Annotated in this window: 23 protein-coding genes and 1 other RNA gene; 7 read left to right on the forward strand and 17 right to left on the reverse strand. The window is 49.9% G+C overall.

Translation table 11 applies throughout. The features are described from left to right. Positions 1 to 32: 32 nt before the first annotated feature. The 3 genes from dnaJ to grpE form a co-directional block, all read right to left on the reverse strand. The gene (gene dnaJ / locus O9X78_RS11985) at positions 33 to 1160 is read right to left on the reverse strand and encodes a molecular chaperone DnaJ (protein ID WP_269619925.1); all 1128 of its coding nucleotides are present in this window, start codon (positions 1158 to 1160) and stop codon (positions 33 to 35) included. Between the two features lie 188 nt (positions 1161 to 1348). Continuing rightward, positions 1349 to 3274, reverse strand: a complete 1926-nt coding sequence (gene dnaK / locus O9X78_RS11990; protein WP_269619926.1) for a molecular chaperone DnaK — start codon at positions 3272 to 3274, stop codon at positions 1349 to 1351. Positions 3275 to 3395: 121 nt separating this feature from the next. Beyond that, positions 3396 to 3959 carry a nucleotide exchange factor GrpE gene (gene grpE, locus O9X78_RS11995; protein WP_269619927.1) on the reverse strand — a complete coding sequence of 188 codons (564 nt, stop codon included), beginning with the start codon at positions 3957 to 3959 and terminating at the stop codon, positions 3396 to 3398. A gap of 188 nt (positions 3960 to 4147) precedes the next feature. Between grpE and recN the strand changes: the two genes are divergently transcribed. Beyond that, positions 4148 to 5815 carry a DNA repair protein RecN gene (recN, locus tag O9X78_RS12000; protein ID WP_269619928.1) on the forward strand — a complete coding sequence of 556 codons (1668 nt, stop codon included), beginning with the start codon at positions 4148 to 4150 and terminating at the stop codon, positions 5813 to 5815. A 177-nt stretch (positions 5816 to 5992) separates the two neighbouring features. On the opposite strand, the gene fur is transcribed toward recN, so the two are convergent. After that, complete coding sequence (fur, locus tag O9X78_RS12005) at positions 5993 to 6412, reverse strand: ferric iron uptake transcriptional regulator (protein ID WP_269619929.1); 420 nt, start codon at positions 6410 to 6412, stop codon at positions 5993 to 5995. 74 nt (positions 6413 to 6486) lie between these two features. On the opposite strand from fur, the gene O9X78_RS12010 reads away from it, so the two are divergent. Beyond that, positions 6487 to 6861 (forward strand): outer membrane protein assembly factor BamE, encoded by a 375-nt coding sequence (locus O9X78_RS12010; protein ID WP_269619930.1) that lies wholly within the window; start codon positions 6487 to 6489, stop codon positions 6859 to 6861. Here the strand turns inward: O9X78_RS12010 and O9X78_RS12015 are convergent, their stop codons facing one another. Genes O9X78_RS12015 through O9X78_RS12025 form a run of 3 tightly spaced genes read right to left on the reverse strand, consistent with a single transcriptional unit; the run spans position 6862 to position 9014 of the window. Next, on the reverse strand, positions 6862 to 7188 hold the full coding sequence (locus O9X78_RS12015; protein ID WP_332108528.1) for an RnfH family protein: 327 nt from the start codon (positions 7186 to 7188) through the stop codon (positions 6862 to 6864). Next, positions 7169 to 7603: a type II toxin-antitoxin system RatA family toxin gene (locus O9X78_RS12020; RefSeq protein ID WP_269619931.1), complete on the reverse strand. Its 435-nt coding sequence runs from the start codon at positions 7601 to 7603 to the stop codon at positions 7169 to 7171. The genes O9X78_RS12015 and O9X78_RS12020 overlap by 20 nt, the downstream gene beginning before the upstream one ends. 40 nt (positions 7604 to 7643) lie before the next feature. Beyond that, complete coding sequence (locus O9X78_RS12025) at positions 7644 to 9014, reverse strand: sodium-dependent transporter (protein WP_269619932.1); 1371 nt, start codon at positions 9012 to 9014, stop codon at positions 7644 to 7646. Positions 9015 to 9101: 87 nt separating this feature from the next. Between O9X78_RS12025 and smpB the strand changes: the two genes are divergently transcribed. The 3 genes from smpB to O9X78_RS12040 are packed head-to-tail and all read left to right on the forward strand — an operon-like array spanning position 9102 to position 10756. Next, positions 9102 to 9578: an SsrA-binding protein SmpB gene (gene smpB / locus O9X78_RS12030; RefSeq protein ID WP_269619933.1), complete on the forward strand. Its 477-nt coding sequence runs from the start codon at positions 9102 to 9104 to the stop codon at positions 9576 to 9578. A 23-nt stretch (positions 9579 to 9601) separates the two neighbouring features. After that, positions 9602 to 10099 carry a SixA phosphatase family protein gene (locus O9X78_RS12035; protein WP_269619934.1) on the forward strand — a complete coding sequence of 166 codons (498 nt, stop codon included), beginning with the start codon at positions 9602 to 9604 and terminating at the stop codon, positions 10097 to 10099. A gap of 33 nt (positions 10100 to 10132) precedes the next feature. Beyond that, complete coding sequence (locus O9X78_RS12040) at positions 10133 to 10756, forward strand: class I SAM-dependent methyltransferase (protein WP_269619935.1); 624 nt, start codon at positions 10133 to 10135, stop codon at positions 10754 to 10756. Positions 10757 to 10764: 8 nt separating this feature from the next. Here O9X78_RS12040 and ppk1 read toward each other — a convergent pair whose 3' ends face one another. Further along, positions 10765 to 12894 (reverse strand): polyphosphate kinase 1, encoded by a 2130-nt coding sequence (gene ppk1 / locus O9X78_RS12045; RefSeq protein WP_269619936.1) that lies wholly within the window; start codon positions 12892 to 12894, stop codon positions 10765 to 10767. A 142-nt stretch (positions 12895 to 13036) separates the two neighbouring features. On the opposite strand from ppk1, the gene ppx reads away from it, so the two are divergent. Both ppx and ssrA read left to right on the forward strand, forming a co-directional pair. Next, complete coding sequence (gene ppx / locus O9X78_RS12050; protein WP_269619937.1) at positions 13037 to 14536, forward strand: exopolyphosphatase; 1500 nt, start codon at positions 13037 to 13039, stop codon at positions 14534 to 14536. Between the two features lie 52 nt (positions 14537 to 14588). Further along, positions 14589 to 14951: a transfer-messenger RNA gene (gene ssrA, locus O9X78_RS12055) on the forward strand. A gap of 66 nt (positions 14952 to 15017) precedes the next feature. Here ssrA and O9X78_RS12060 read toward each other — a convergent pair. The 9 genes from O9X78_RS12060 to O9X78_RS12100 form a co-directional block, all read right to left on the reverse strand. After that, a complete protein-coding gene (locus O9X78_RS12060) occupies positions 15018 to 15317 on the reverse strand; it encodes a hypothetical protein (RefSeq protein WP_269619938.1) in 300 nt (99 codons plus the stop codon). Positions 15318 to 15817: 500 nt separating this feature from the next. Next, positions 15818 to 16018 carry a hypothetical protein gene (locus tag O9X78_RS12065; RefSeq protein WP_269619939.1) on the reverse strand — a complete coding sequence of 67 codons (201 nt, stop codon included), beginning with the start codon at positions 16016 to 16018 and terminating at the stop codon, positions 15818 to 15820. Then, entirely contained in the window at positions 16018 to 16317 is a 300-nt protein-coding gene (locus tag O9X78_RS12070) for a hypothetical protein (protein ID WP_269619940.1), read from the reverse strand. Before O9X78_RS12070 ends, O9X78_RS12065 begins: the two co-directional genes overlap by 1 nt. After that, the gene (locus O9X78_RS12075; protein ID WP_269619941.1) at positions 16314 to 16892 is read right to left on the reverse strand and encodes a hypothetical protein; all 579 of its coding nucleotides are present in this window, start codon (positions 16890 to 16892) and stop codon (positions 16314 to 16316) included. The genes O9X78_RS12070 and O9X78_RS12075 overlap by 4 nt, the downstream gene beginning before the upstream one ends. Positions 16893 to 16906: 14 nt before the next feature. Further along, the gene (locus O9X78_RS12080) at positions 16907 to 18688 is read right to left on the reverse strand and encodes a hypothetical protein (protein WP_269619942.1); all 1782 of its coding nucleotides are present in this window, start codon (positions 18686 to 18688) and stop codon (positions 16907 to 16909) included. Position 18689: 1 nt separating this feature from the next. Further along, entirely contained in the window at positions 18690 to 19262 is a 573-nt protein-coding gene (locus O9X78_RS12085) for a hypothetical protein (protein ID WP_269619943.1), read from the reverse strand. Between the two features lie 3 nt (positions 19263 to 19265). Next, entirely contained in the window at positions 19266 to 19628 is a 363-nt protein-coding gene (locus tag O9X78_RS12090; RefSeq protein ID WP_269619944.1) for a hypothetical protein, read from the reverse strand. Between the two features lie 10 nt (positions 19629 to 19638). Continuing rightward, positions 19639 to 19821 carry a hypothetical protein gene (locus O9X78_RS12095; protein WP_269619945.1) on the reverse strand — a complete coding sequence of 61 codons (183 nt, stop codon included), beginning with the start codon at positions 19819 to 19821 and terminating at the stop codon, positions 19639 to 19641. Then, positions 19822 to 20130, reverse strand: coding sequence for an LPXTG cell wall anchor domain-containing protein (locus O9X78_RS12100; protein WP_269619946.1), 309 nt, complete (start codon positions 20128 to 20130; stop codon positions 19822 to 19824). Between the last annotated feature and the right edge of the window lie 10 nt (positions 20131 to 20140).

Here is a 20140-nt window from a genome sequence, read left to right on the forward strand (position 1 = left end):
GGTAGAGCCCGGTTAATAGAAACAGTGAATTATCAGAGTTTCATATCGTCAAAAAAGTTTTTCACGCCGTCAAACCATGTTTTTTTTCGAGGTGACTGCTTGTCGTCACCTTCCATGCTGGCCTGAAACTCTTGCAACAACTCTTTCTGGCGTTTGCTCAACGACACCGGCGTTTCAACTGCAACTCGGCAAATTAAATCACCTGTACTACCGCCACGCACGGGGGTAATTCCCTTACCGCGCAAACGGAAGGATTTCCCAGTTTGAGTTTCCGCTGGGATTTTCAGCTTTACACGCCCTTCCAACGTCGGTACGTCTATCTCGCCACCCAAAGCCGCGTCAGCAAAGCTAATCGGCACATCGCAGTGCAAATTTTTACCATCGCGCTTAAATATAGGATGTGGACGCACAGACATCTGCACATACAAATCACCCGTCGGACCGCCGTTAGGACTGGCCTCGCCTTCGCCGGTTAGGCGAATACGGTCGCCGGTATCAACACCCGCTGGCACTTTCACCGACAAGGTTTTGGTTTCTTCGATCAGACCTTGGCCATGACACTCATTGCATGGGTCGGAAATAATCGTACCCTTACCTCGACAGTTAGGACAAGCTTGCTGCACGGCAAAAAAGCCCTGCTGCATACGCACCTGGCCCACACCGTTACATGTGCTGCAGGTCATAGGCTTCGAACCGGCTTTCGCGCCACTACCGTCGCACGGTTTACACGCAACCAAGGTAGGAATACGAATTTTGGCCGTTGAGCCGTGAACCGCCTGCTCCAAATCAATCTCTAGCGTGTAACGCAGATCGGAGCCGCGCTCTGGCCCGCGCTGCCGACCACCGCCGCCACCGCCGAAAATATCGCCAAATACGTCACCAAAAATATCACTAAAGCCGCCAGCACCGCCGCCACCGCCAAAACCACCGCCAGCGTTTACGCCTTCATGACCGAAGCGATCGTATGCGGAGCGCTTCTGCTCATCAGAAAGCACTTCGTAGGCCTCGGTAGCCTCTTTAAAAATATCTTCAGCCTTCGGATCATCTGGGTTGCGGTCAGGATGATTCTTCATCGCTATACGACGGTAGGCTTTCTTAATATCCTTACTGTCGGCGTCCCGCGACACGCCCAAAATTTCGTAATAATCTCGTTTTGCCATAGCTTCGTTTTACACTGTTCAGGAGAGGGTGGGCGCTAAAACACCAAACCGCTCTGCCAGATTAATTGATGACTGTTGTTAAACGCCAAACGGGAAATCGCTAGAACACTTCAAGAACTTGATAGTTCCAGCGTCTCACGTCTCCCGTTAGGCAGAATGCAAGTTTGGGGCCCCTTCGGCCCCGCACTTTACTTCTTATCGTCGTCTTTTACTTCCTCAAACTCGGCATCAACCACATCGTCAGCGCCAGATTGGGGCTGTTCTGCACCGCCGCCAGCTGCTTCCGCTTGCGCGGCCTGCTCTGCGTACATTTTTTGTGCAAGACCACCAGATGCTTCAGTTAATTTTTTAGTGGCTTCTTCGATTTTCTCGACGTCATCACCTTTAACCGCCTCATCAAGTTCTGCTAGCGCTGCTTCAATTGCCGCCTTTTCTTCGTCGGTAGCTTTATCGCCAGCTTCTTCCAGCGTTTTACGGGTCGCGTTAGCCATGCCTTCGGCAGTATTGCGAGCAGTTACCATTGCCTCGAACTTCTTATCTGCTTCGGCATTCGCCTCTGCATCGCGTACCATTTTCTCAATCTCTTCCTCATTCAAACCGCTTGATGCAGTGATGCGGATAGATTGCTCTTTACCTGTTGCCTTGTCTTTAGCAGACACATGCAGAATACCGTTGGCATCAATATCGAAGGTAACTTCGATTTGCGGCAACCCGCGTGGCGCTGGCGGAATATCAGCTAAGTCAAAACGACCCAATGATTTGTTTGCCGCAGCTTGCTTACGCTCACCCTGAACAACGTGAATAGTTACCGCGGTTTGGTTGTCATCAGCTGTTGAGAACACCTGTGATTTCTTAGTTGGAATCGTGGTGTTTTTCTCAATCAGCGGCGTCGCAACACCACCCATCGTTTCAATACCCAAGCTCAGCGGGGTAACGTCTAACAGCAATACGTCTTTTACTTCGCCAGACAGTACCGCACCTTGCAATGCTGCGCCCATGGCTACGGCTTCGTCAGGGTTTACATCGCGACGAGCTTCTTTACCAAAGAACTCAGTAACCTTGGCTTGCACCAAAGGCATACGAGTCTGACCACCAACTAAGATGATTTCATCGACTTCAGACGCTGACAAACCAGCATCCTTCAGTGCAACTTTCATTGGCTCAAGTGAACGAGCAACCAAGTCACCAACCAGAGCTTCTAACTTAGAGCGGCTCAACTTCACAACCAAATGCTTAGGACCAGTCGCATCTGCAGTGATGTATGGCAGGTTGATCTCAGTTTGCTGGCTTGAAGACAATTCGATCTTCGCCTTCTCAGCTGCTTCTTTCAAACGCTGAACAGCTAGCGAATCACCTTTCAGATCAATGCTGTTTTCTTTCTTGAACTCTTCCGCCAAATAATCAATCAGGCGCATATCGAAATCTTCACCACCTAAGAAGGTGTCACCATTCGTCGACAACACTTCAAACTGGTGCTCGCCATCTACCTCTGCGATCTCGATAATAGAGATATCGAAAGTACCACCACCAAGGTCGTAAACCGCAACGGTGCGATCGCCTTTGGCCTTGTCCATACCGTAGGCTAATGCCGCAGCAGTTGGCTCGTTAATGATACGTTTTACATCTAGACCCGCAATACGACCCGCGTCTTTGGTTGCTTGACGCTGTGAGTCATTGAAGTACGCCGGTACAGTAATAACCGCCTCGGTCACTTTCTCGCCAAGGTAATCTTCGGCGGTTTTCTTCATCTTCTTAAGAACTTCAGCCGAAATTTGTGGCGGTGCTAATTTCTCGCCCTTCACTTCAACCCAAGCATCACCGTTGTCTGCTTTGCAGATACCGTAAGGCACCATTTTGATGTCTTTTTGCACAACATCATCTTCAAAGCGACGACCGATCAAACGCTTAACCGCATACAATGTATTGTGTGGGTTAGTGACAGCCTGACGCTTGGCGCTCTGACCAACCAAAATTTCTTTGTCGTCGGTGTAGGCAACAATCGACGGCGTAGTACGCGTACCTTCAGAGTTCTCAATAACGCGAACTTTGTCGCCATCCATAACCGCCACACACGAGTTGGTGGTCCCCAAATCTATACCAATAATTTTACCCATGATAATTCTCCGCATTACTAACTGTCGCCACGTCAGGCGAAATTCTTTGTCTTGTTGACAGATATTGGCCCTTATCCACACATTTCAAGTGGGCATAGGCTATTTTTAATACAAATTCTATTTATGGCGCCTTAGCGATCACGACCATTGCTGCGCGCAGCAAACGGCCGTTAAGGGTATAACCTTTCTGCATCACATCCAGAACCGAATTCGGCTCCGCATCTGGATTAGGCACCATCGCCATCGCCTCGTGAAACTCTGGATTGAATGGCTCGCCAACGGGGTTTAACTGCTCCACATTATGACGCGCCAAAGCATCAACCAATGTTTTGCGAGTTAACTCCACCCCTTCTAATATGGCTTTCAAAGATTCATCAGCCATATCAGCCGCCGCCAGCGCGCGATCTAAATTGTCTACGACGGGCAACATATCGCCGGCAAACTTCTCAAGCGCAAACTTGCGCGCGTTTTCGGCATCTTTCTCAGCTCGGCGCCGAATGTTCTGCGCCTCTGCCGCCGCACGCAACGATTGCTCATGCGCGTCAGCTACAGCCTGCTTTGCCTCCGCCAACTGATCTTCAAGGCTAAGTTCCGACTCAACGCCAGACTCATCATCTTCTTGCAGCAGCTCGCCAGATTGAAGCTCTTCATCCTGCATTGCCGCTTTGTCTTGTTCCTCTGTCACGTATCCAATCTCCGTCACACGTATTAGGCCTTGCGGACAATCGCCGCGTTGTCGCGTATATGGGGTTTAGCGGCGTGAATTCAAGGCAAAGACAAATATTTTTACGGCGGGTGATTGACGATGATGACGAGCCGCAGTATTTTACTGTATAAATATACATGCAATTTTTTACACTGCGAGAGACCACTATGCTGAGCCATCTCACTATCAGCAACTACGCGATCACCGAACATCTCGACATTGAACTTAAAGGCGGCATGACCGTGCTCACCGGCGAAACCGGTGCCGGCAAGTCAATTATGCTAGACGCCCTTGGGCTCGCCCTTGGCGATCGTGCCGAAAGTAATATTGTGCGCAGCGGCGCAGATCGCGCCGACATCCACGCCCTGTTTGATATTGGCGCGATTCCACCCGCACTAAAATGGCTTAAAGAGCGCGACCTAGACGACAGCAACGAATGCATGCTGAGACGAGTGATTTCCGCCGACGGCCGCTCACGCGCCTACATCAACGGCCAACCAGCAACCCTGCAAGACGTGCGCGAACTTGGTTCCTACCTCATCGACATTCACAGCCAGCACGCGCACCAGTCACTTCTCCAAAAGCCCTATCAACGCGAACTTTTAGATGCTTACGCAGGGACAACCGCCCTCGCCAGACAAGTGAGCGAGCACTGCCAGCAATATCAGCACTGCAGCAAAACCCTTCTGACACTGGAAACCAATCTTGCTGAACAAAATGCGCAAGAGCAGCTATTGCGATACCAACTCGAAGAACTACATAGACTTGATTTAAAAGCAGGCGAGCTCGACGAACTAGAAGACTTACAAAAGCAATTAGCGAATGCCGAGCAAATACTGGCGGCCAACCACCATAGCTTAAACCTGTGCCGCGACGGCGAAGTCAACGCCATGGGTATTCTTCACCAAGCATTATCGTCGTTGTACAGCAGCCCACACCGCAGCAGCGTGCAGGAAAATGCCGCTCAATTATTAGAAAGCGCAAGAATTCAAATTGAAGAAGCTGCTGGCGAACTGCAACACGTCATTGATGGCACAGAATTAGATCCCGAGCGCCTCATTGAGGTTGAATCGAGACTAGACACCATATACCAAACCGCCAGAAAACATCGTATACAAGCCGATGAGCTAATAGCACTGCAAACTTCACTAGAAGAGCAGCTCGACGGATTGAGTGCCAGCGATGAAAAAATTGATCAATTGCGAAGCGATCAACGTCAGGCATTAAAAGCCTACCAAACCACCTCATCTGACTTGAGCAAAAAACGCGCGAAAGCGGCCAAGTTAATGAAGCAAGGTGTAGAAGAACAGCTTCAAGCACTGGCAATGAAACATTGCGAAGTCGAATTCGCCATGCACCCACTGAACGACAGCGAACCGCACAGCAATGGGCAGGAAGAAATCGAAATATTAATCAGCACTAACCCTGCTGCGCCGAAAGGCCCTCTTAACAAAATCGCCTCTGGCGGCGAGCTGTCTCGCATCAGCCTTGCTATTCAGGTCATTACCGCAAAAGTAGCCGCCATCCCAACCGTTATTTTTGACGAAATTGATGTCGGCATCGGCGGCGCCACAGCTGAGATTGTCGGCCAACTCCTAAAGGCACTTGGGCAACGTAGCCAAGTACTCTGCGTGACTCACCAACCGCAGGTTGCCAGCCAAGGCGACCACCATATTAAAGTACAGAAGACCGGCAACAAGACCAAGATGACGACCACGCTCGAACCGCTAGGTGACAATCAGAAAATCGAAGAAATCGCCCGTATGCTTGGTGGTATTGCTATTACTGAGAACACCATTGCCCACGCACGCGAAATGCTCGGCGTAAGACACTGAATATTTTTGGATTAACAAAACGGAATGGTACGGTGAAGCGGGCAATGAGAGGGTATATCTTCCACTTTAATACACGCTCAGCGGACAAACTCTTTGAAGCGGGTTGATCGCCGATTAAGAAGGCAGCGGCCCACACAGATGGTCGCCGCTGACAGATTGCGCTAAAGCAGGCTTCGTTTAGCTCTTCTTTTTTGGGCGCACATATAAAACAAGACTGTGATCCACCAAATCAAAACCGCGCTCTTCCACTAATTGGCGCTGACGGGATTCAATGACTTCGTCAAAAAACTCGATAACATCGCCAGACTCCATGCAGACAATGTGATCGTGGTGATCACCCTTTTCTAGCTCAAACACCGAGTGACCGGTCTCAAAATTATGTCTAGTCACCAAGCCTGCTGCCTCGAACTGAGTCAGTACGCGGTAAACCGTTGCCAAACCAACGTCTTCACCAGACTCCATCAATGCGCGATAAACGTCTTCCGCGCTAAAATGTTGATTTTCGCTCTCCGCTTGTTCGAGTAGCTGTAAAATCTTTACTCGCGGCAATGTAACTTTGAGTCCCGCTTTACGAAGCTCTTGATTTTCTATAGACATATGCCTGGACCTTAGCGTTGCGATTGGGTTTGCGCTATTATCCCACGCCTCTATAAGCGATTGGAACCCTTAGCATGTATAGAAGACTTGCCTCAGCCTGCTTACTCGTATCGTTGGCCGCCTGCAGCTCTATGGAATTTCCCGGTGTTTATCGTCTCTCGATCGATCAGGGCAACATTATTACCCAAGAAATGGTTGATCAGCTTAAGATCGGCATGACCCGCAGCCAAGTTGAATATGTCATGGGCACGTCGTTAATTCGCGACACCTTCAGCCCAAATCGTTGGGACTATGTTTACACATTGGATGATCGCAACAACGACAAGAAAGAACACCATCACCTAACGGTGATCTTTAAAGACGACAAGCTCAGTGAATTCACCACTGACATCCAGCCCACGGCGCAGCAAGATGCCGCCCCAGCTACAGAAGTTCAGGCCGCCGAATAACTACTGCGCTTCTTTGCGGGCCTTCACTTTTGCGGCCCGCTGTTTGCGTACTTCTTTCGGGTCAGCAATGAGTGGACGGTAAATTTCAACGCGTTCGCCATTTTTCAGCGCCTGAGAATCTGGAGCGCTAACAGATTTACCAAAAATACCTAAGTCCGCGGTAGCCAAATCCAGCTCAGGAAACTGCTTATCTAAACCTGACTGCAGCGCTGCCTCACGCACAGTGCAGGTCTCAGGTACTTCTAAGGCCACAATGCGCTGCTGATGAGGTAGGGCATACGCCACTTCAACATGAATAGTATTGTCTTTATTTTCCATATTGTTCATTCGCTCTCTTAACAAGGGCATCAACCAAATTATTAGCAACCGAATTGAATAACTGCCGCGTAGCGAGGCCAACCACACTATTCGCCAAAGCAAAACGCAGATGCAAACTGACCTTACAGGCATCGCCACCTAAGGCGAGTAGCGACCATTCGCCCGTCAGATTTTCAAATGGGCCATCAAGAAGAGTCAAGCCGACACTACGGCCGGGGGTCAGGCTATTGCGGGTAACAAAACTCATACGAATACCCGCGCGCGACAAATCCAAACGCGCATCCATAGATCCTTCGGTTTGCGACAAAATTTCGGCACCAACGCAGCCATCCATATACTGAGGATACGCCTCAACATCGTTTATCAGCTGATAAATAAACTCTGCCGAATAGGGCAATAATGCACTGCGTCGAATCTCATTCATTACTGGGTCCTGAATCACTACACCGTATTATGCGTAAATCTTAACTTTTAACACGCAAATACAAACCTATGATTAACACCGCCAACACGGCTGGCGGCGCAATATACCGCAACAATGCCTGCCAAAGCCAAAAAAATACCCCCTCAAACCAGCCGTCCCTCACCCCATAAACTAACTTTGGCACCCGCCATGCGGCAAACAAAACAAAGCACCACGCGCACAGCGGCAGCAAAACATTGGCGGCCAGAATGTCCAGCCACTCCATTAAACTGCGAGAAAACCAGCGCAAATCTGAATCAGGCATCATTGACGTTATCGACAGATCACCGACAATAAATACCAAGCCTCCGGTAAGTAGAGCGGCCAACCAACGCATAAAGCCCCAGCGCTCCACCAAATAGGCGACCACCGGCTCCATCAGCGCCACCACGGTGGTCAACGACAAAATAGACAGCAACAGAAAAAAGCTCGTCCCAGCAATATCACCAAAAACCAAATTACCAAACGAAAAAGGAAGGCTAATAAATAGCAATGCTGGCCCAGAACCCGAGACAATATGCTGATCAAACACCAAGGCCAAAATAGCCACACCGGCAATCACTAGTACCGCCGTATCAAATACCGCCAAGGCGATTAGCTGACGTGTCACCGACCTCCCCGACGGGAAATAAGCACCGTAAGCCATCAATGCCCCGGTACCAATACTCAGCGTGTAAAAAGCATGCTGAAGCGCAGAAAAGCCCGCCCGCCAGGTTAAATCAGCCACCCGAAGATCAAACATCCAACGCAAGGCCGACGGAAAGTCGCCCAAGACGTAGCCGTAGTAAAGAAGCCCCAATAAGACCAGTAAAAGAACTGGCAACAAAACCCGCAACACGGCAGCCATGCCACGCACCACGTTGAGCGCCGACAAACCAATTGCCGCTACAAGAAAAACTCGCTGCCAAAACCGCATCACATCTGGTGATGCCAATAAATCTTTAAACTGCCCTGCGACAGAATCTAAACTCGCGGCCTCCATCACGCCTGAGCCCATTTTTGCCACATAAACCAGCAACCAACCCGACACTAGCGAATAATTGGCCGCTAATAGCAGAGCCGCAATGCAGGCTATTTGAGTTACCAGCGACCAATGCTTACTTGCCTTGGAGTAATGGGCCAACTGATCTATCGCGTGCACGGGATTGCCACGAGCGCGCACAGCAATACGCACCTCGGCCACTGCAATCGGCAACATGATAAGGAACAAACACGCCACATAGGCGATGAGGTAGGCACCGCCGCCATTCTGACCAAGCTCCTGCGGCGTCCTCCAGAAATTCCCCAAACTGACCACCAAACCAGTGGCCGCGGCGAGAAAAGTCCAACGGCTAGACCATATTCCTTGAATTTTTCGTTTTCTTAAGGCCATACGTCGGCAACATCAATTTTGCAAAGCAGCGGTCTTTTTACCTGACCCCAATAGGTTTTGCCAGCAACTCCCTCTATAATCGCGGGTATGAGCAAAAACAAATCAAAAAATACCAGCGGTACGATAGCCCAAAACAAAAAGGCACGTCACGATTACACCCTCACCGACAAGTTTGAAGCCGGCGTTGTACTTCGCGGCTGGGAGGTCAAAAGTCTACGCCAAGGTAAAATTCAAATCACCGATACCTACGTCATATTAAAGGACGGTGAGGCGTTTTTACTCGGCTGTAACATAACGCCGCTCCTTACTGTGTCCACCCACTACGTTACTGATCCGACGCGAACCCGTAAACTCTTGCTACACGCCAAAGAACTAAGCAAACTGCAAGAGGCTGTTCAGCAGAAAGGCTATACCTGCGTATGCACCGCGCTGTATTGGAAAAAGCATTTGATAAAGGCGGAAATTTGTCTTGCCAAAGGCAAACAGGATCACGACAAACGTGAAACTGAGAAAAACCGCGACTGGGAAAGACAAAAAATGCGCATTGTGCGCGATCATAACTAATACGAGCTGCCCGTCCCTAGATCATGAAAACTCTCTATTTACTGCGCCACGCTAAATCCGATTGGAATGACGACAAGCTCACCGATGCCGACCGTCCCATCACTAAACGGGGCAAGCGTGACTGCCAGCTTGTTGCCGCAGAACTGCAACGCACTGGACGACGCTTTAAGCACGTTTACTGCAGCACTGCCAAGCGCTCACAGGAAACGCTCAAGCGATTCCAAATCGACTCGGATGTATTTGACGACGCCGACATCACCCAAGAAAACGCGGCATACACATTTGAAGCAGCCAAATTACTTGCTTGGCTGAAAGAATTACCACAATCACAAGACAGCGCTTTTATCATCGGGCACAACCCCGCGATAGCCGAGCTGGCCAATTATTTATATGATGGCAAACTTGGCCACGTTGGCACCTGCACCTTCATGGAATTAGAAATTAATATTGAGTATTGGGACCAGCTTAGAGCCGACAGCGCTAAACTCACCGATATCATTCGACCAAAGCAATTTCGCTAAATCGCCATCTGCGTCAAAGGACACCAGCTGACAATGACCGCACATCCGGCATTAAAAGATATAAGCATTGTTAATGACGTACTCATACTCAAGAAAAACCACAAAATAATTCGCCGCATGCAGCGGGTGCTGCCGGGGCCTGAGATACACGGCTACCAAGTGTGGGGCTCGTCGTTTCTCATCATGGATTATCTACTCGAAAACCCACCCAAGAAAAAAGCCAAAATCACCGAGATCGGCTGCGGTTGGGGAATTTTAGGTATTTCCTGCGCACAGCATTTCAAAGCAAAAGTCACTGCCATAGACGCAGACGAACATGTTTTTCCCTATCTCGACGCACACGCAATGTTAAACGACGTAAACATCGCAACCCGCATAGCCCGCTACGAACATCTAAAACCAGCAGACCTAAAAGGCCATAGCCTTATGTTGGGTGGCGATATTTGTTTTTGGGATAATTTAGTTAAACCGCTATTCTCAGCAATAGAAGCCGCGCGCGAAGCGGGCGTTGGCACCATTATTATTGCTGACCCCGGCAGGTCGCCCTTCCACAAATTGGCAAAGCGCTGCCAAAAAGCCTTCGGCGCGACACTGGTGACCCGAGAAATCAGCAGCCCTAAAAAATTAAGCGGCGAACTGCTAATTATTACTCAGTAAAAACACGCTTATTTTTTAGACTTACCCTTAGATGCTTTTACCTTAAACCGCGAGCGATAATCCAGCTTAGCCAAACGCGGCAATTTACCCGTGCTCAAAAACTGATGGGTTAAAAGCTGTGAGCGAATCTTCGCCGCACTCTTCTTTCGTGGCTTAAAGGCATTACTTTGCGCCACATCTATAATCCGCGCCTTCACATTGTCTGCCCACTGCAAATCGATAATTGACTGCAAAGTTTCCTGCAAAGGCTTGCTATAAACGGGGCACGTCACCTCCACCCTGAAGTCAATATTTCGGGTCATCAAATCCGCAGAGGAAATAAAATAGCGCGGCTCGCCAGCGTTACGGAAAATATACACACGGGGGTGCTCCAAAAAACCATCCACAATACTAATGGCTTCAATATTCTCACTAAGCCCTTTAACACCGGGAACTAGCGAACACATCCCACGCACAATCAAGCGCACAGGCACACCAACTGAACTAGCTTCGTATAATTTATCGATCAATTCGCGATCAACTAAATTATTGCACTTCAGGGTAATACCACACTCACGCCCTTTCTTGCCGTTGTGAATCTCAGTTTCTACTAGCCCAAGCAAACGCTCGCGACTATTCAGCGGCGACACACCCAGATGCTTAAACTCGTGGCGCTTATAGTTGTAGGCGATAAAATCAAAAACCTTCGCCACCTCGTCGCCTAGCGCTTGGTCGTAGGTTAACAAACTAAAATCGGTGTAAACCGTTGCGGTCTTCTCGTTAAAGTTACCCGTGCCGATATGGGAATAATACTTTTGAACGCTGCCCTCCTGCCGCACAATCGAGATTAACTTACTGTGCACTTTAAGCCCCGGCACACCCAAAATAACATTCACGCCGCCGTCGGTAAGACGCTGCGACAACGCGATATTCGCCTCTTCATCAAATCGCGCCTGCAACTCCACAACAACCGTCACCTCCTTATGATTCGCCACGGCATTCAGCAAAGCGTCCACCACGTGGGAGTTGGAGGCAACCCGATACAGACTCGCCTTAATACTTTTAACCGCCGGATCTATCGCTGCTGTCTTGAGCAAATCCGTCAGGTAATTAAAGCTGTGATAAGGATAGTGCAGCAATATATCTTGCTCACGGAGACAGCTCAGAATATTCGCCGCCTGATCAATCGCGGGAACCGGAATAGTTGGGAGTTGCTTATTATCTAAGTACGCAGGTCCCAAATTAGGAAAGCGCATAAAATCTTTAGAGTTGTGGTAGCGGCCACCCGGAATCATCGAATCCAAGCGACCCAATTCCAAGCGCTTCACCAGATACTCCAGTAAATCATTCGGCATGGCGCTGTCGTATACAAAGCGCACCGGGTCACCTTTTTTACGACGCTTCAAGCTTTGGGTCATTTTTTCGACGAAGGTATGCGTTACTTCCTCGCCCAGCTCCAAGTCCGCATCACGGGTTAGCTTTATGGTATATGCTGCCGTTTCGTCCATGGGGAAAATGCCACGAAACACCTCGGGTAGGCATACCCGAATCATGTTCTCTAGCGCAATAAGAACCTTGCCGCGCTTACCTTTGCGACCGGGAATACGGATAAATCGATCAAGTCGCACTGTCGGTATTTCAAGCAATGCAAAGCGCGTTTGCTGCTCACTACTCAGCTTAATAGCGAGATAAATTGAAGCGTCGTTGAGTTCTGGAATCGGATTGGCGTCATCCAATATGATCGGCACCAACTCCTGCTGAATATGCGAATGAAAGTATCCACGCACAAATTTAGTCTGGGTCTCATCTAGCTGCCGCTCATTGATCAAATAGATTTTACGACGACGCAGCTCTTTCAGGTTTTCACGATACATCGTGTCAAAACGATGCTGAAGCTTCATAACCGTTTGACGTATCTCTTCTAAAAGCGCCTTATACTCTTCTTGCTTTGACGCTGGCGAAAATGCTGCCAAGCGACGCACATCCGCAACACGCACACGGAAAAACTCATCGAGGTTATTTGAAAAAATCCCCAAATACCGAATGCGCTGAATTACCGGCACGTCGGGATCCGCCGCCTCTTGTAATACCCGTTCATTAAACGAAAGCCAACTCAGCTCTTTAGCAACCCATGACGTTACTTCGCTCTGCCCGCTCATTTCTTACCCTTTCACCAAAAATGTAATTAAACCAACACATCAGCTTAATAAAATATCATGTCACTAATATGACACATTTAAGCAGTCGATTTTGCTCTGTCCAGCCGATACACTAAACAATCATTAAGGAACCAATATTACAATGGCTCAAAACAGCGACTCTTACGCAGCTCTAGACCTCGGCTCAAATAGCTTCCACTTGCTCATCGCCAGCTTCCAAGACAACAAGCTCCGCGTCATAGATCGCCATAAAGACATGGTTAGACTCGCCGCCGGCCTCGATGACGACGGTCGCCTAAGTGACGTCGCCCAAGACCGCGCACTAGAGAGCCTAGCAAAAATGGCCGATCGCCTCCGCGGTGTGCCGCGCCGGCAAATCCGCATCGTCGGTACCAATACCCTGCGCGCAGCCGTCAATGCCAGCGAATTTATGGCCAAGGCAGAATCTGTACTCGGCTTACCTATCAACATTATTTCAGGCACCGAAGAGGCTCGCCTCGTCTACCTCGGCGTCGCCAACGACTTTGCGCCAGAAAAACAGCGCAGACTGGTCATCGACATTGGCGGCGGTTCAACCGAATTAGTTATTGGCACCAACACCCCGCGCCAGCTCGAAAGTCTGCCAATGGGCTGTGTTAGCTTTAGCATGCGCTACTTTAAAAATGGCGACATCAGCGACAAGGCCTTTAAAAAAGCCGTAAACGCAGCAAGACAAATGATCGGCCCCTACGTAGAACCCTTTCGCGCTCAGTGGGACGAAGCCGTTGGCTCCTCTGGCACCATCCGTAGTATTGGCAAAATTCTGGCTGATCAACAATTCAGTGAAGCCGGTTATATTTCAGCGGAAGGTTTAGAAAAACTCAAAGACCAAGTACTGTCAGCAGACAACAATCGCAATCTAAATATCCCCGGCCTCAGCGAAGACCGCAAAGACGTATTCGTTGGCGGCTTCGCAGTACTTTACGCACTATTCCAAGAATTAGACATGCAAGGCCTGCACGTGTCTGCCTACGCGATACGAGAAGGTATCGTCCACGACCTTGCCGGACGGCTGCATCATCGAGATAAACGCGAAGACACCATCAAGCAATTCATCGTTCAATACGGCATAGACAGCGCCCAAGGCGATCGCGTTGCGGATTTATGCTCAAGACTCTTACCCGCCGTTGCACCACATATCAACACACCAGAATCCGAAGCCGAATCGTTGCTGCGCTGGGCCGCTCAACTGCATGAACTTGGCCTTGCCATTGCCCACGGCGGCTACCATAAACACGGCGCCTACATCCTCGGCAATGCCGACATGCCAGGGTTCTCCCGACAGGAACAAGCGCGCCTCAGCTTTTTAGTGGCCAACCATCGCCGCAAACCCAAGCAACCTAGTGTACTGACCTACGGCGTCACTCCTGACTGGCCACTCACCTGCGTACTGCGCCTAGCCTGTATTTTTTATCGCCGCCGACAGCCGAAGAAACTACCCGACGGCATAAGCCTACAAAGCTCGAAAGCAGACGAACTCCTACTGTCCATTCCTGAAAATTGGCTTAGCATCAACCCACTCATTGCCGCCGACCTTGAAGACGAAGCAGAACTGCTAAATAAGTCATTAAACATTAAGCTCAGCATCGAACGAATAAACTAAGCGAGCGAACACGCTGGCCGCCGCCAACGCAAAGCGTTACACTTACCCATCTGGGGCCGATTTGGATTCGACGCCGGTTACAACGCTCTGAGGTGCATGCCGTGATGACAGCGAATCACGTAAATCCAAAGCTGTAAACCTAATAGTTGCCAACGACGACAACTACGCTCTAGCCGCTTAAACCCCGGTTAGCGGTCGCTACCAGATGCTTGTAAATGGGACGCGACTGTCATATAGAACAAGCTAGCGAGTAAGGCATGTCTGAGGCTGAGCCGCGAAACACTTTATCAGAATCGCCAATAACGTCCTGACCGTCGGGCTGTTTGCGGTTAAATCAATTGACGGAGACCAAGCATGTGAAGAGCCCTGAGTGGCGGACTGACGGACGCGGGTTCAATTCCCGCCGGCTCCACCAAAATTTATTATATTTATCAGTAGTTTAGAAAGGTTTTAAATAGCAGGCGTCCACAAACTGACCACATTACTTTATCAGTCCACGGCCCAAGGTTGCGAGTATGTAACCGGCCACGCCCCACACTAACGCGGCTTTTAGCCAGTTTGTGGGCGCGGGATTGCCTAGCGTGGTTATGACTGTTCCGTTTTTGTCGGTAATGACTATACCGCCTTCAATACCTAGCGCGGATATTAAGCCTTTGCCGCTGCTCGGCCCCGTATATAGCGGGAATGCCGGCCCGATATTGGTTTTTGCGTAGACTTTGTAATCTTTGCCGACCTTATCGAATGCACTGGCGGTAATCTCTGCCAGTATGTCGCGGCTCATTATTTGCGACCACGTTTGGCTTTTCTAGCACCTTTGCGGCCTGCCGATTTTGCCGCCGCGCTGCCTTTGGTAAAGCGTCCTGATTTGGTTCTGCCTTTCATAGTCTGCCCCTTAGTTCTACTTTGTCTTCAACTCGGTCTATTCGCGCATGGGCGCGGCTTAGTGACTGTTTTAGCCATGTAATGTCAGTGCGGATCGCGGCCACTGTTGCAACTGAGGAAAATACACCTGTTCCCAGTGAAATTATTATGGCTTGCCAAAATTCCACGGTTCACCGCTTCAACAAATAGCGCGTTAGGTATGCGGCAAGTACGCCACCCGCTGCCGTTATCGCTATTTGTTTAAGTATGCTTTTGGTTTCTTCGCTCATTGGCACCCCACCACTGCGCAAACGGCTTGCGTGATGACTGGTGCAAGGCCAAGGCTACCACCGGCCACGGTTAAGCCTAGCGCGACAATTGCAGCGATGACTGGCCGTGATTTTAGTCGTGCTGGGATTTTCATTTGCTCTGCTCTTTGCGGCGATTGTTTAGGCTGCCGATTGCGTCTAGTCGGTCTGCCGATTCGATGCCATGCGCTGCAGCCATTGCCACGGCCTCGGCCTCGGTTAGCTTTTGCAGTTCGGCCCATGCCGGTATGGTTTCTGGCTCGCTGTTATATGCGTGGTCTGTTGTGTGCTTGCGTCGATGCAATATGCTCATTAATAAAGTTCCTCTGGAAGGTTTAGGGCTTGCACGTCTTTCCGATAAGCAAACCCGTCATAAGGGTGTAAAAAATCATAAAACCACGAACCCAATGAAAAAGAGTCGTTATCTATTCCATCGTCGTAATTGTCACCCAGCGCATTTACCGCACCATAAACGACATTATTAGGATCGGCGGGGTTTACTGCCTGACCTATTGCGACCGCGTTTTTCTTCGCGTAATAACCCGCCGCGACCAAGGCAACACCGCCAGCGACTACAAGCCATGCGGCCGTTGGTATGCTTTTTAATGTCATGCGAGTGCGACCCCTTTTTTTATTACGTCAATATTTAGTGATGGATGCGTGGCCCACTTTGCGCCGTTCTCAACAATAGCCATCGCCTGAAAAATTACGGGTAAATCTTGCTTAGCCACCGGCCAATATGGAGGCAAGCCGGTTTTATCAGATACGGTTTTTAAATATGCCGCTGTGTTGTTCTCTGACTCCGGCGCCCATGCGCCGATAATTTCCGATAGTGTTTGCAATCCTCGGCGCTGGTAACTGGCAACGATTTTTGCCGCTGCTCGATAGCCGTACTCTGGCGCGTCAAATTCTTCAAAAGCTGAATCTGTATTTTCTGCGCTTTCGCCCTGCCACTGATCGCCACCGTTCGCCGCTTCGCGAATGTTTAACGGATTGTTTGCACGTATGCCACGCGGTAAACCGGCAATAGGCCCAAGTATAGAATTGACCACATCATCCAGCGCGGTTTTTGCTGCCGACTGCGGCGAACTTGTCGCCACGGTTTGACCGTTAGCCGTTGGCGCTTTGGCGCGTGATGCGGCCATTAGTAAAGCACCGGCCATGGTAAGAAGTAGAATAATTGGCATATCATTTTAAATCCTCAAACAAAAATAACATCTTCGGCCACGTACTCGGTTTTTGTGTCGAATTCCAATGTATATGAACCACTTCCGCCCGTGCGGTTTTCGATATACAAATACGCTGCGTCGGTGCGTCCGGCGATTGTTAATTGCCCGTCAACGCCAGTCGTACCACTATGGGCGCCGACACTGCCGGTCACCGTCGGACCAGTGCTGCTAAGAATGTTTACAAATGCGTTGGCGTCGCCTGTTCTAAAGTGAGCAACCGCCGAGCCACGGTCAGCGACATTTGCGCCCAATGTAATGACACCGTGCACCGTGTCGGAAAAGCGGATATACATTGCTGTATTGTCGGCAAGCACAAAAGTGTCACTCGATTTTAATTTATCGAAGTTGAAATAATCTTGGTTTTTTACTTTGACCGCCAATCGGTTGACTGACGCGTCGAGTATTGCTATCGCTATCGGGTCGCCAGCACTAAGACCAAGCCTAAATGTGCCTACGTTAATATCTCGGTTACTTAATTCGGCATCATCGACAACGCGCACACAATAGCTGCTAGGGTCAATGAATCGGTTGTTGTCTATATTGATACTTCGACCGCCTACAGTCAGGCAACTGACCGTACGCGCCCCCTGCCCGATATAAGGAACGGGGTCGTATGTGTAGCCGTTAAACGCGTTTAATTCGATGTCTATATTTTCGCCCACTAAATACGCGCATGTTACTTCTTTACGTACCCCAGCGGCCAATGCGCAGCGGAATTGATCGACATTAAATAACTTTATTCTATAGGCATGGTTGTCGTCTTCACCATACGCGCCGATTGCTACGCTATGGCCCACGCAATCCTGAATTACACCGTTTTTAATATCAACACCACCTAGTCGGCGTTTGTATGTTCGGCCTGTAACCGTACCGTTGTCGCCGATGAATCCATGACCGCCGCAACGCTCAACTTTAAAGTTATTTAGTGTCCCACCGTAATAACCTGCTACCCAACCGATACCGTGGCCGGGCTGATTTCTGACAAGTATCTGCGACACATCGACCATTTTGGCCTCTGCCCCGTCGCTATCCGCTGGCTCGACCAATAGACCGAAATTAGTACCCAGTGTCGCCGCCATGCGTGTGGCGTCTGCATCGATGGTTATACCTTTTAATTTCTGAAAAAAATCATTCATGCGCAATACTGCGCCGGTTTCGCTTGTGCCGACTAATTTACTTGATTCAACGCCCGCGCCTTCTATTTGCTGTCCTACGCGTTGATAACTGACAACGCCCGACGTGTAAAATTTGCCCTCAGGAATAATAAGGCGTGACGCGTCTCCCATAATATTATTGAGTAACGCATATTGATCGTCGGTGTTTTCTTCGGCCCTTGCCGCTGCATAGTCACTTTTTGACATAGCGCGCCCAACACTAAACGGTTCGCCGCCGCGCATTTTGGACAGTTGGGGCAAGTATTCGCCGTATTGCGCAAACTCGGGTTGATCCTGTCCGACTAATTCCCACGCGCCACTCGCGCCGGTTTTGTCATCGCCGAATGCTATCCACTCGGCGCCGTCGCCCTCGCCTAAAGTTACCTCGTCGGCGGCGACTTGCGCGGAGTAATCGCCAACGCGGGAAATATATTTACCGCCACCAATGCCCGCACTAATACGGCCTTTTGTTTCTACACGTATATCGGCGGCGACTGTCCCCAGTCCCTGCAAAGTGGCGAGAGTATCGGTTTGCGCGAATACGCGCCCCCTATTAATTAAAGTCTCAGGATGCGGCACCGATACACTAGGAAAGCCCATATTAAATTACCTTCAACGGTACGATTGAAACGACAACATCAGCCGCGCCGCGATTGCGTGCTGTGATTTCTGCGCTCACTGCGGCGACCTCTACCATGCCCACGCCAAGCCAGCCGCCCTCATCCGCTGCCAAGCCTGACGCGGCCCAGTAAATCCCGTTTGGTTGATCGTCTGGTATGGCAATTCGCACCGCTTGACGTGTTGCATCGCTGGCGATTAGTTGCGCTGTGCCGCCTGCTGGCACTGTCACCTCTGTGATATTGGCTAGCGCGTTAGCTGGTGTTATGTCTGCCGTGGCCGATACGGTAAAGCTCTGCGAGTCGTCCGATTGCGGTACGCTGGAAATTCCTAATCGTATCGTTTGAGCAATCAACGATTTTACGCGTATGGTTCTAAACCCTTCATCACTCGACACTTCTGCACCCTGCCGGCGCTTTAGATCTGGCGTGTCGTTGTTAATGCCTAGGTATACATCAGAATCCGCTTCTAATACGCGAATATAGCGCCCTACTGCTGGTACGTTTTGTTCACCCGCACCCGCAAATGTAATGATTTTATCTATCGGCCCCGCCATGATTTACGCCTTAAATAATTTGAGAACGACAAAACCCACGGCTGCAATGGCCGCGTATGTACCAAACTGATTAATTATATTTTCTGCGCCGGTTCGGACGGATTCAGATACGGCTTTTACCGCTTCTTGAGTTTGTCGCCCTGCATTTTCTGCCACACCTGATACGACATTTATCGCGTCGCTGTTGGTTCGCTCGGCAAAGCTGAACGCCTCTTTAATTGCGCCACCGTCCAAAAAACTGACCGCGTTACCGTCGCCCTGAATACTCGCGGCATTGCCGCCGCCCAATTCTGAAAATGATGTATTTTGTGTGGTGTTGAAAACTTCTGTCGTGCTTCGCGAATTGCCACCCGAAAAAAGGCCCATGATTTACTCCTTAATTGCGAGTGAAAATAATTAACGCGGCCACCGCCACGGCAGACACGGCAATAATCGGCAATTGCGCCGTGAAGCTCTGCGCGTTTGGGTTTAGGTTTAGCCCGCCAATGGAAAAGCCGCCGGTATTTGCGCCCGCGCTTGATGCACTATTTATATTTAGTGGTGGTAATGGAATAGCCATTTAAACCACCTTTTTGATAAGTATTAACGCGGCAACGCCGGCTAATGCAAAACCTGCATACATGAGCCAATTTTGCGGCGTGGCTTGCCCGTAAGTACCGCCCAGCGCATCGCTCGAAGCAATCCCCGCTGATCCGTTTACTAGATCATTTTGATCTGGAATGTTTCTGTCGCTGTAGGTCGTTTCTACATCGATCACTTTTGACTTTCCGTAGTCTAAAATTAGATCAACAAGACCCGAAGCGCCTTGTTTCGCTAACCCGATCCAAGAACCACTTTCGCTGTTGGTAGCGTCTGAAATATCAGCCATTTTAAAAACC

The sequence above is a fragment of the Zhongshania aquatica genome (assembly GCF_027257955.1).
GTDB lineage: Bacteria > Pseudomonadota > Gammaproteobacteria > Pseudomonadales > Spongiibacteraceae > Spongiibacter > Spongiibacter aquatica.

Bases quoted from the DNA above. Each gene is read 5' to 3' on its own strand.
- O9X78_RS12085 (WP_269619943.1), bottom strand. From the start codon at position 19,262: ATGGCGGGGCCGATAGATAAAATCATTACATTTGCGGGTGCGGGTGAA.
- O9X78_RS12035 (WP_269619934.1), top strand. From the start codon at position 9,602: ATGAAAACTCTCTATTTACTGCGCCACGCTAAATCCGATTGGAATGAC.
- smpB (WP_269619933.1), top strand. From the start codon at position 9,102: ATGAGCAAAAACAAATCAAAAAATACCAGCGGTACGATAGCCCAAAAC.
- O9X78_RS12040 (WP_269619935.1), top strand. From the start codon at position 10,133: ATGACCGCACATCCGGCATTAAAAGATATAAGCATTGTTAATGACGTA.
- O9X78_RS12020 (WP_269619931.1), bottom strand. From the start codon at position 7,603: ATGAATGAGATTCGACGCAGTGCATTATTGCCCTATTCGGCAGAGTTT.
- O9X78_RS12025 (WP_269619932.1), bottom strand. From the start codon at position 9,014: ATGGCCTTAAGAAAACGAAAAATTCAAGGAATATGGTCTAGCCGTTGG.
- fur (WP_269619929.1), bottom strand. From the start codon at position 6,412: ATGTCTATAGAAAATCAAGAGCTTCGTAAAGCGGGACTCAAAGTTACA.
- O9X78_RS12080 (WP_269619942.1), bottom strand. From the start codon at position 18,688: ATGGGCTTTCCTAGTGTATCGGTGCCGCATCCTGAGACTTTAATTAAT.
- O9X78_RS12010 (WP_269619930.1), top strand. From the start codon at position 6,487: ATGTATAGAAGACTTGCCTCAGCCTGCTTACTCGTATCGTTGGCCGCC.
- dnaJ (WP_269619925.1), bottom strand. From the start codon at position 1,160: ATGGCAAAACGAGATTATTACGAAATTTTGGGCGTGTCGCGGGACGCC.
- O9X78_RS12065 (WP_269619939.1), bottom strand. From the start codon at position 16,018: ATGAGCATATTGCATCGACGCAAGCACACAACAGACCACGCATATAAC.
- O9X78_RS12060 (WP_269619938.1), bottom strand. From the start codon at position 15,317: ATGAGCCGCGACATACTGGCAGAGATTACCGCCAGTGCATTCGATAAG.
- O9X78_RS12090 (WP_269619944.1), bottom strand. From the start codon at position 19,628: ATGGGCCTTTTTTCGGGTGGCAATTCGCGAAGCACGACAGAAGTTTTC.
- O9X78_RS12095 (WP_269619945.1), bottom strand. From the start codon at position 19,821: ATGGCTATTCCATTACCACCACTAAATATAAATAGTGCATCAAGCGCG.
- O9X78_RS12100 (WP_269619946.1), bottom strand. From the start codon at position 20,130: ATGGCTGATATTTCAGACGCTACCAACAGCGAAAGTGGTTCTTGGATC.
- dnaK (WP_269619926.1), bottom strand. From the start codon at position 3,274: ATGGGTAAAATTATTGGTATAGATTTGGGGACCACCAACTCGTGTGTG.
- O9X78_RS12015 (WP_332108528.1), bottom strand. From the start codon at position 7,188: ATGAACAATATGGAAAATAAAGACAATACTATTCATGTTGAAGTGGCG.
- ppx (WP_269619937.1), top strand. From the start codon at position 13,037: ATGGCTCAAAACAGCGACTCTTACGCAGCTCTAGACCTCGGCTCAAAT.
- O9X78_RS12070 (WP_269619940.1), bottom strand. From the start codon at position 16,317: ATGACATTAAAAAGCATACCAACGGCCGCATGGCTTGTAGTCGCTGGC.
- ppk1 (WP_269619936.1), bottom strand. From the start codon at position 12,894: ATGAGCGGGCAGAGCGAAGTAACGTCATGGGTTGCTAAAGAGCTGAGT.
- recN (WP_269619928.1), top strand. From the start codon at position 4,148: ATGCTGAGCCATCTCACTATCAGCAACTACGCGATCACCGAACATCTC.
- O9X78_RS12075 (WP_269619941.1), bottom strand. From the start codon at position 16,892: ATGCCAATTATTCTACTTCTTACCATGGCCGGTGCTTTACTAATGGCC.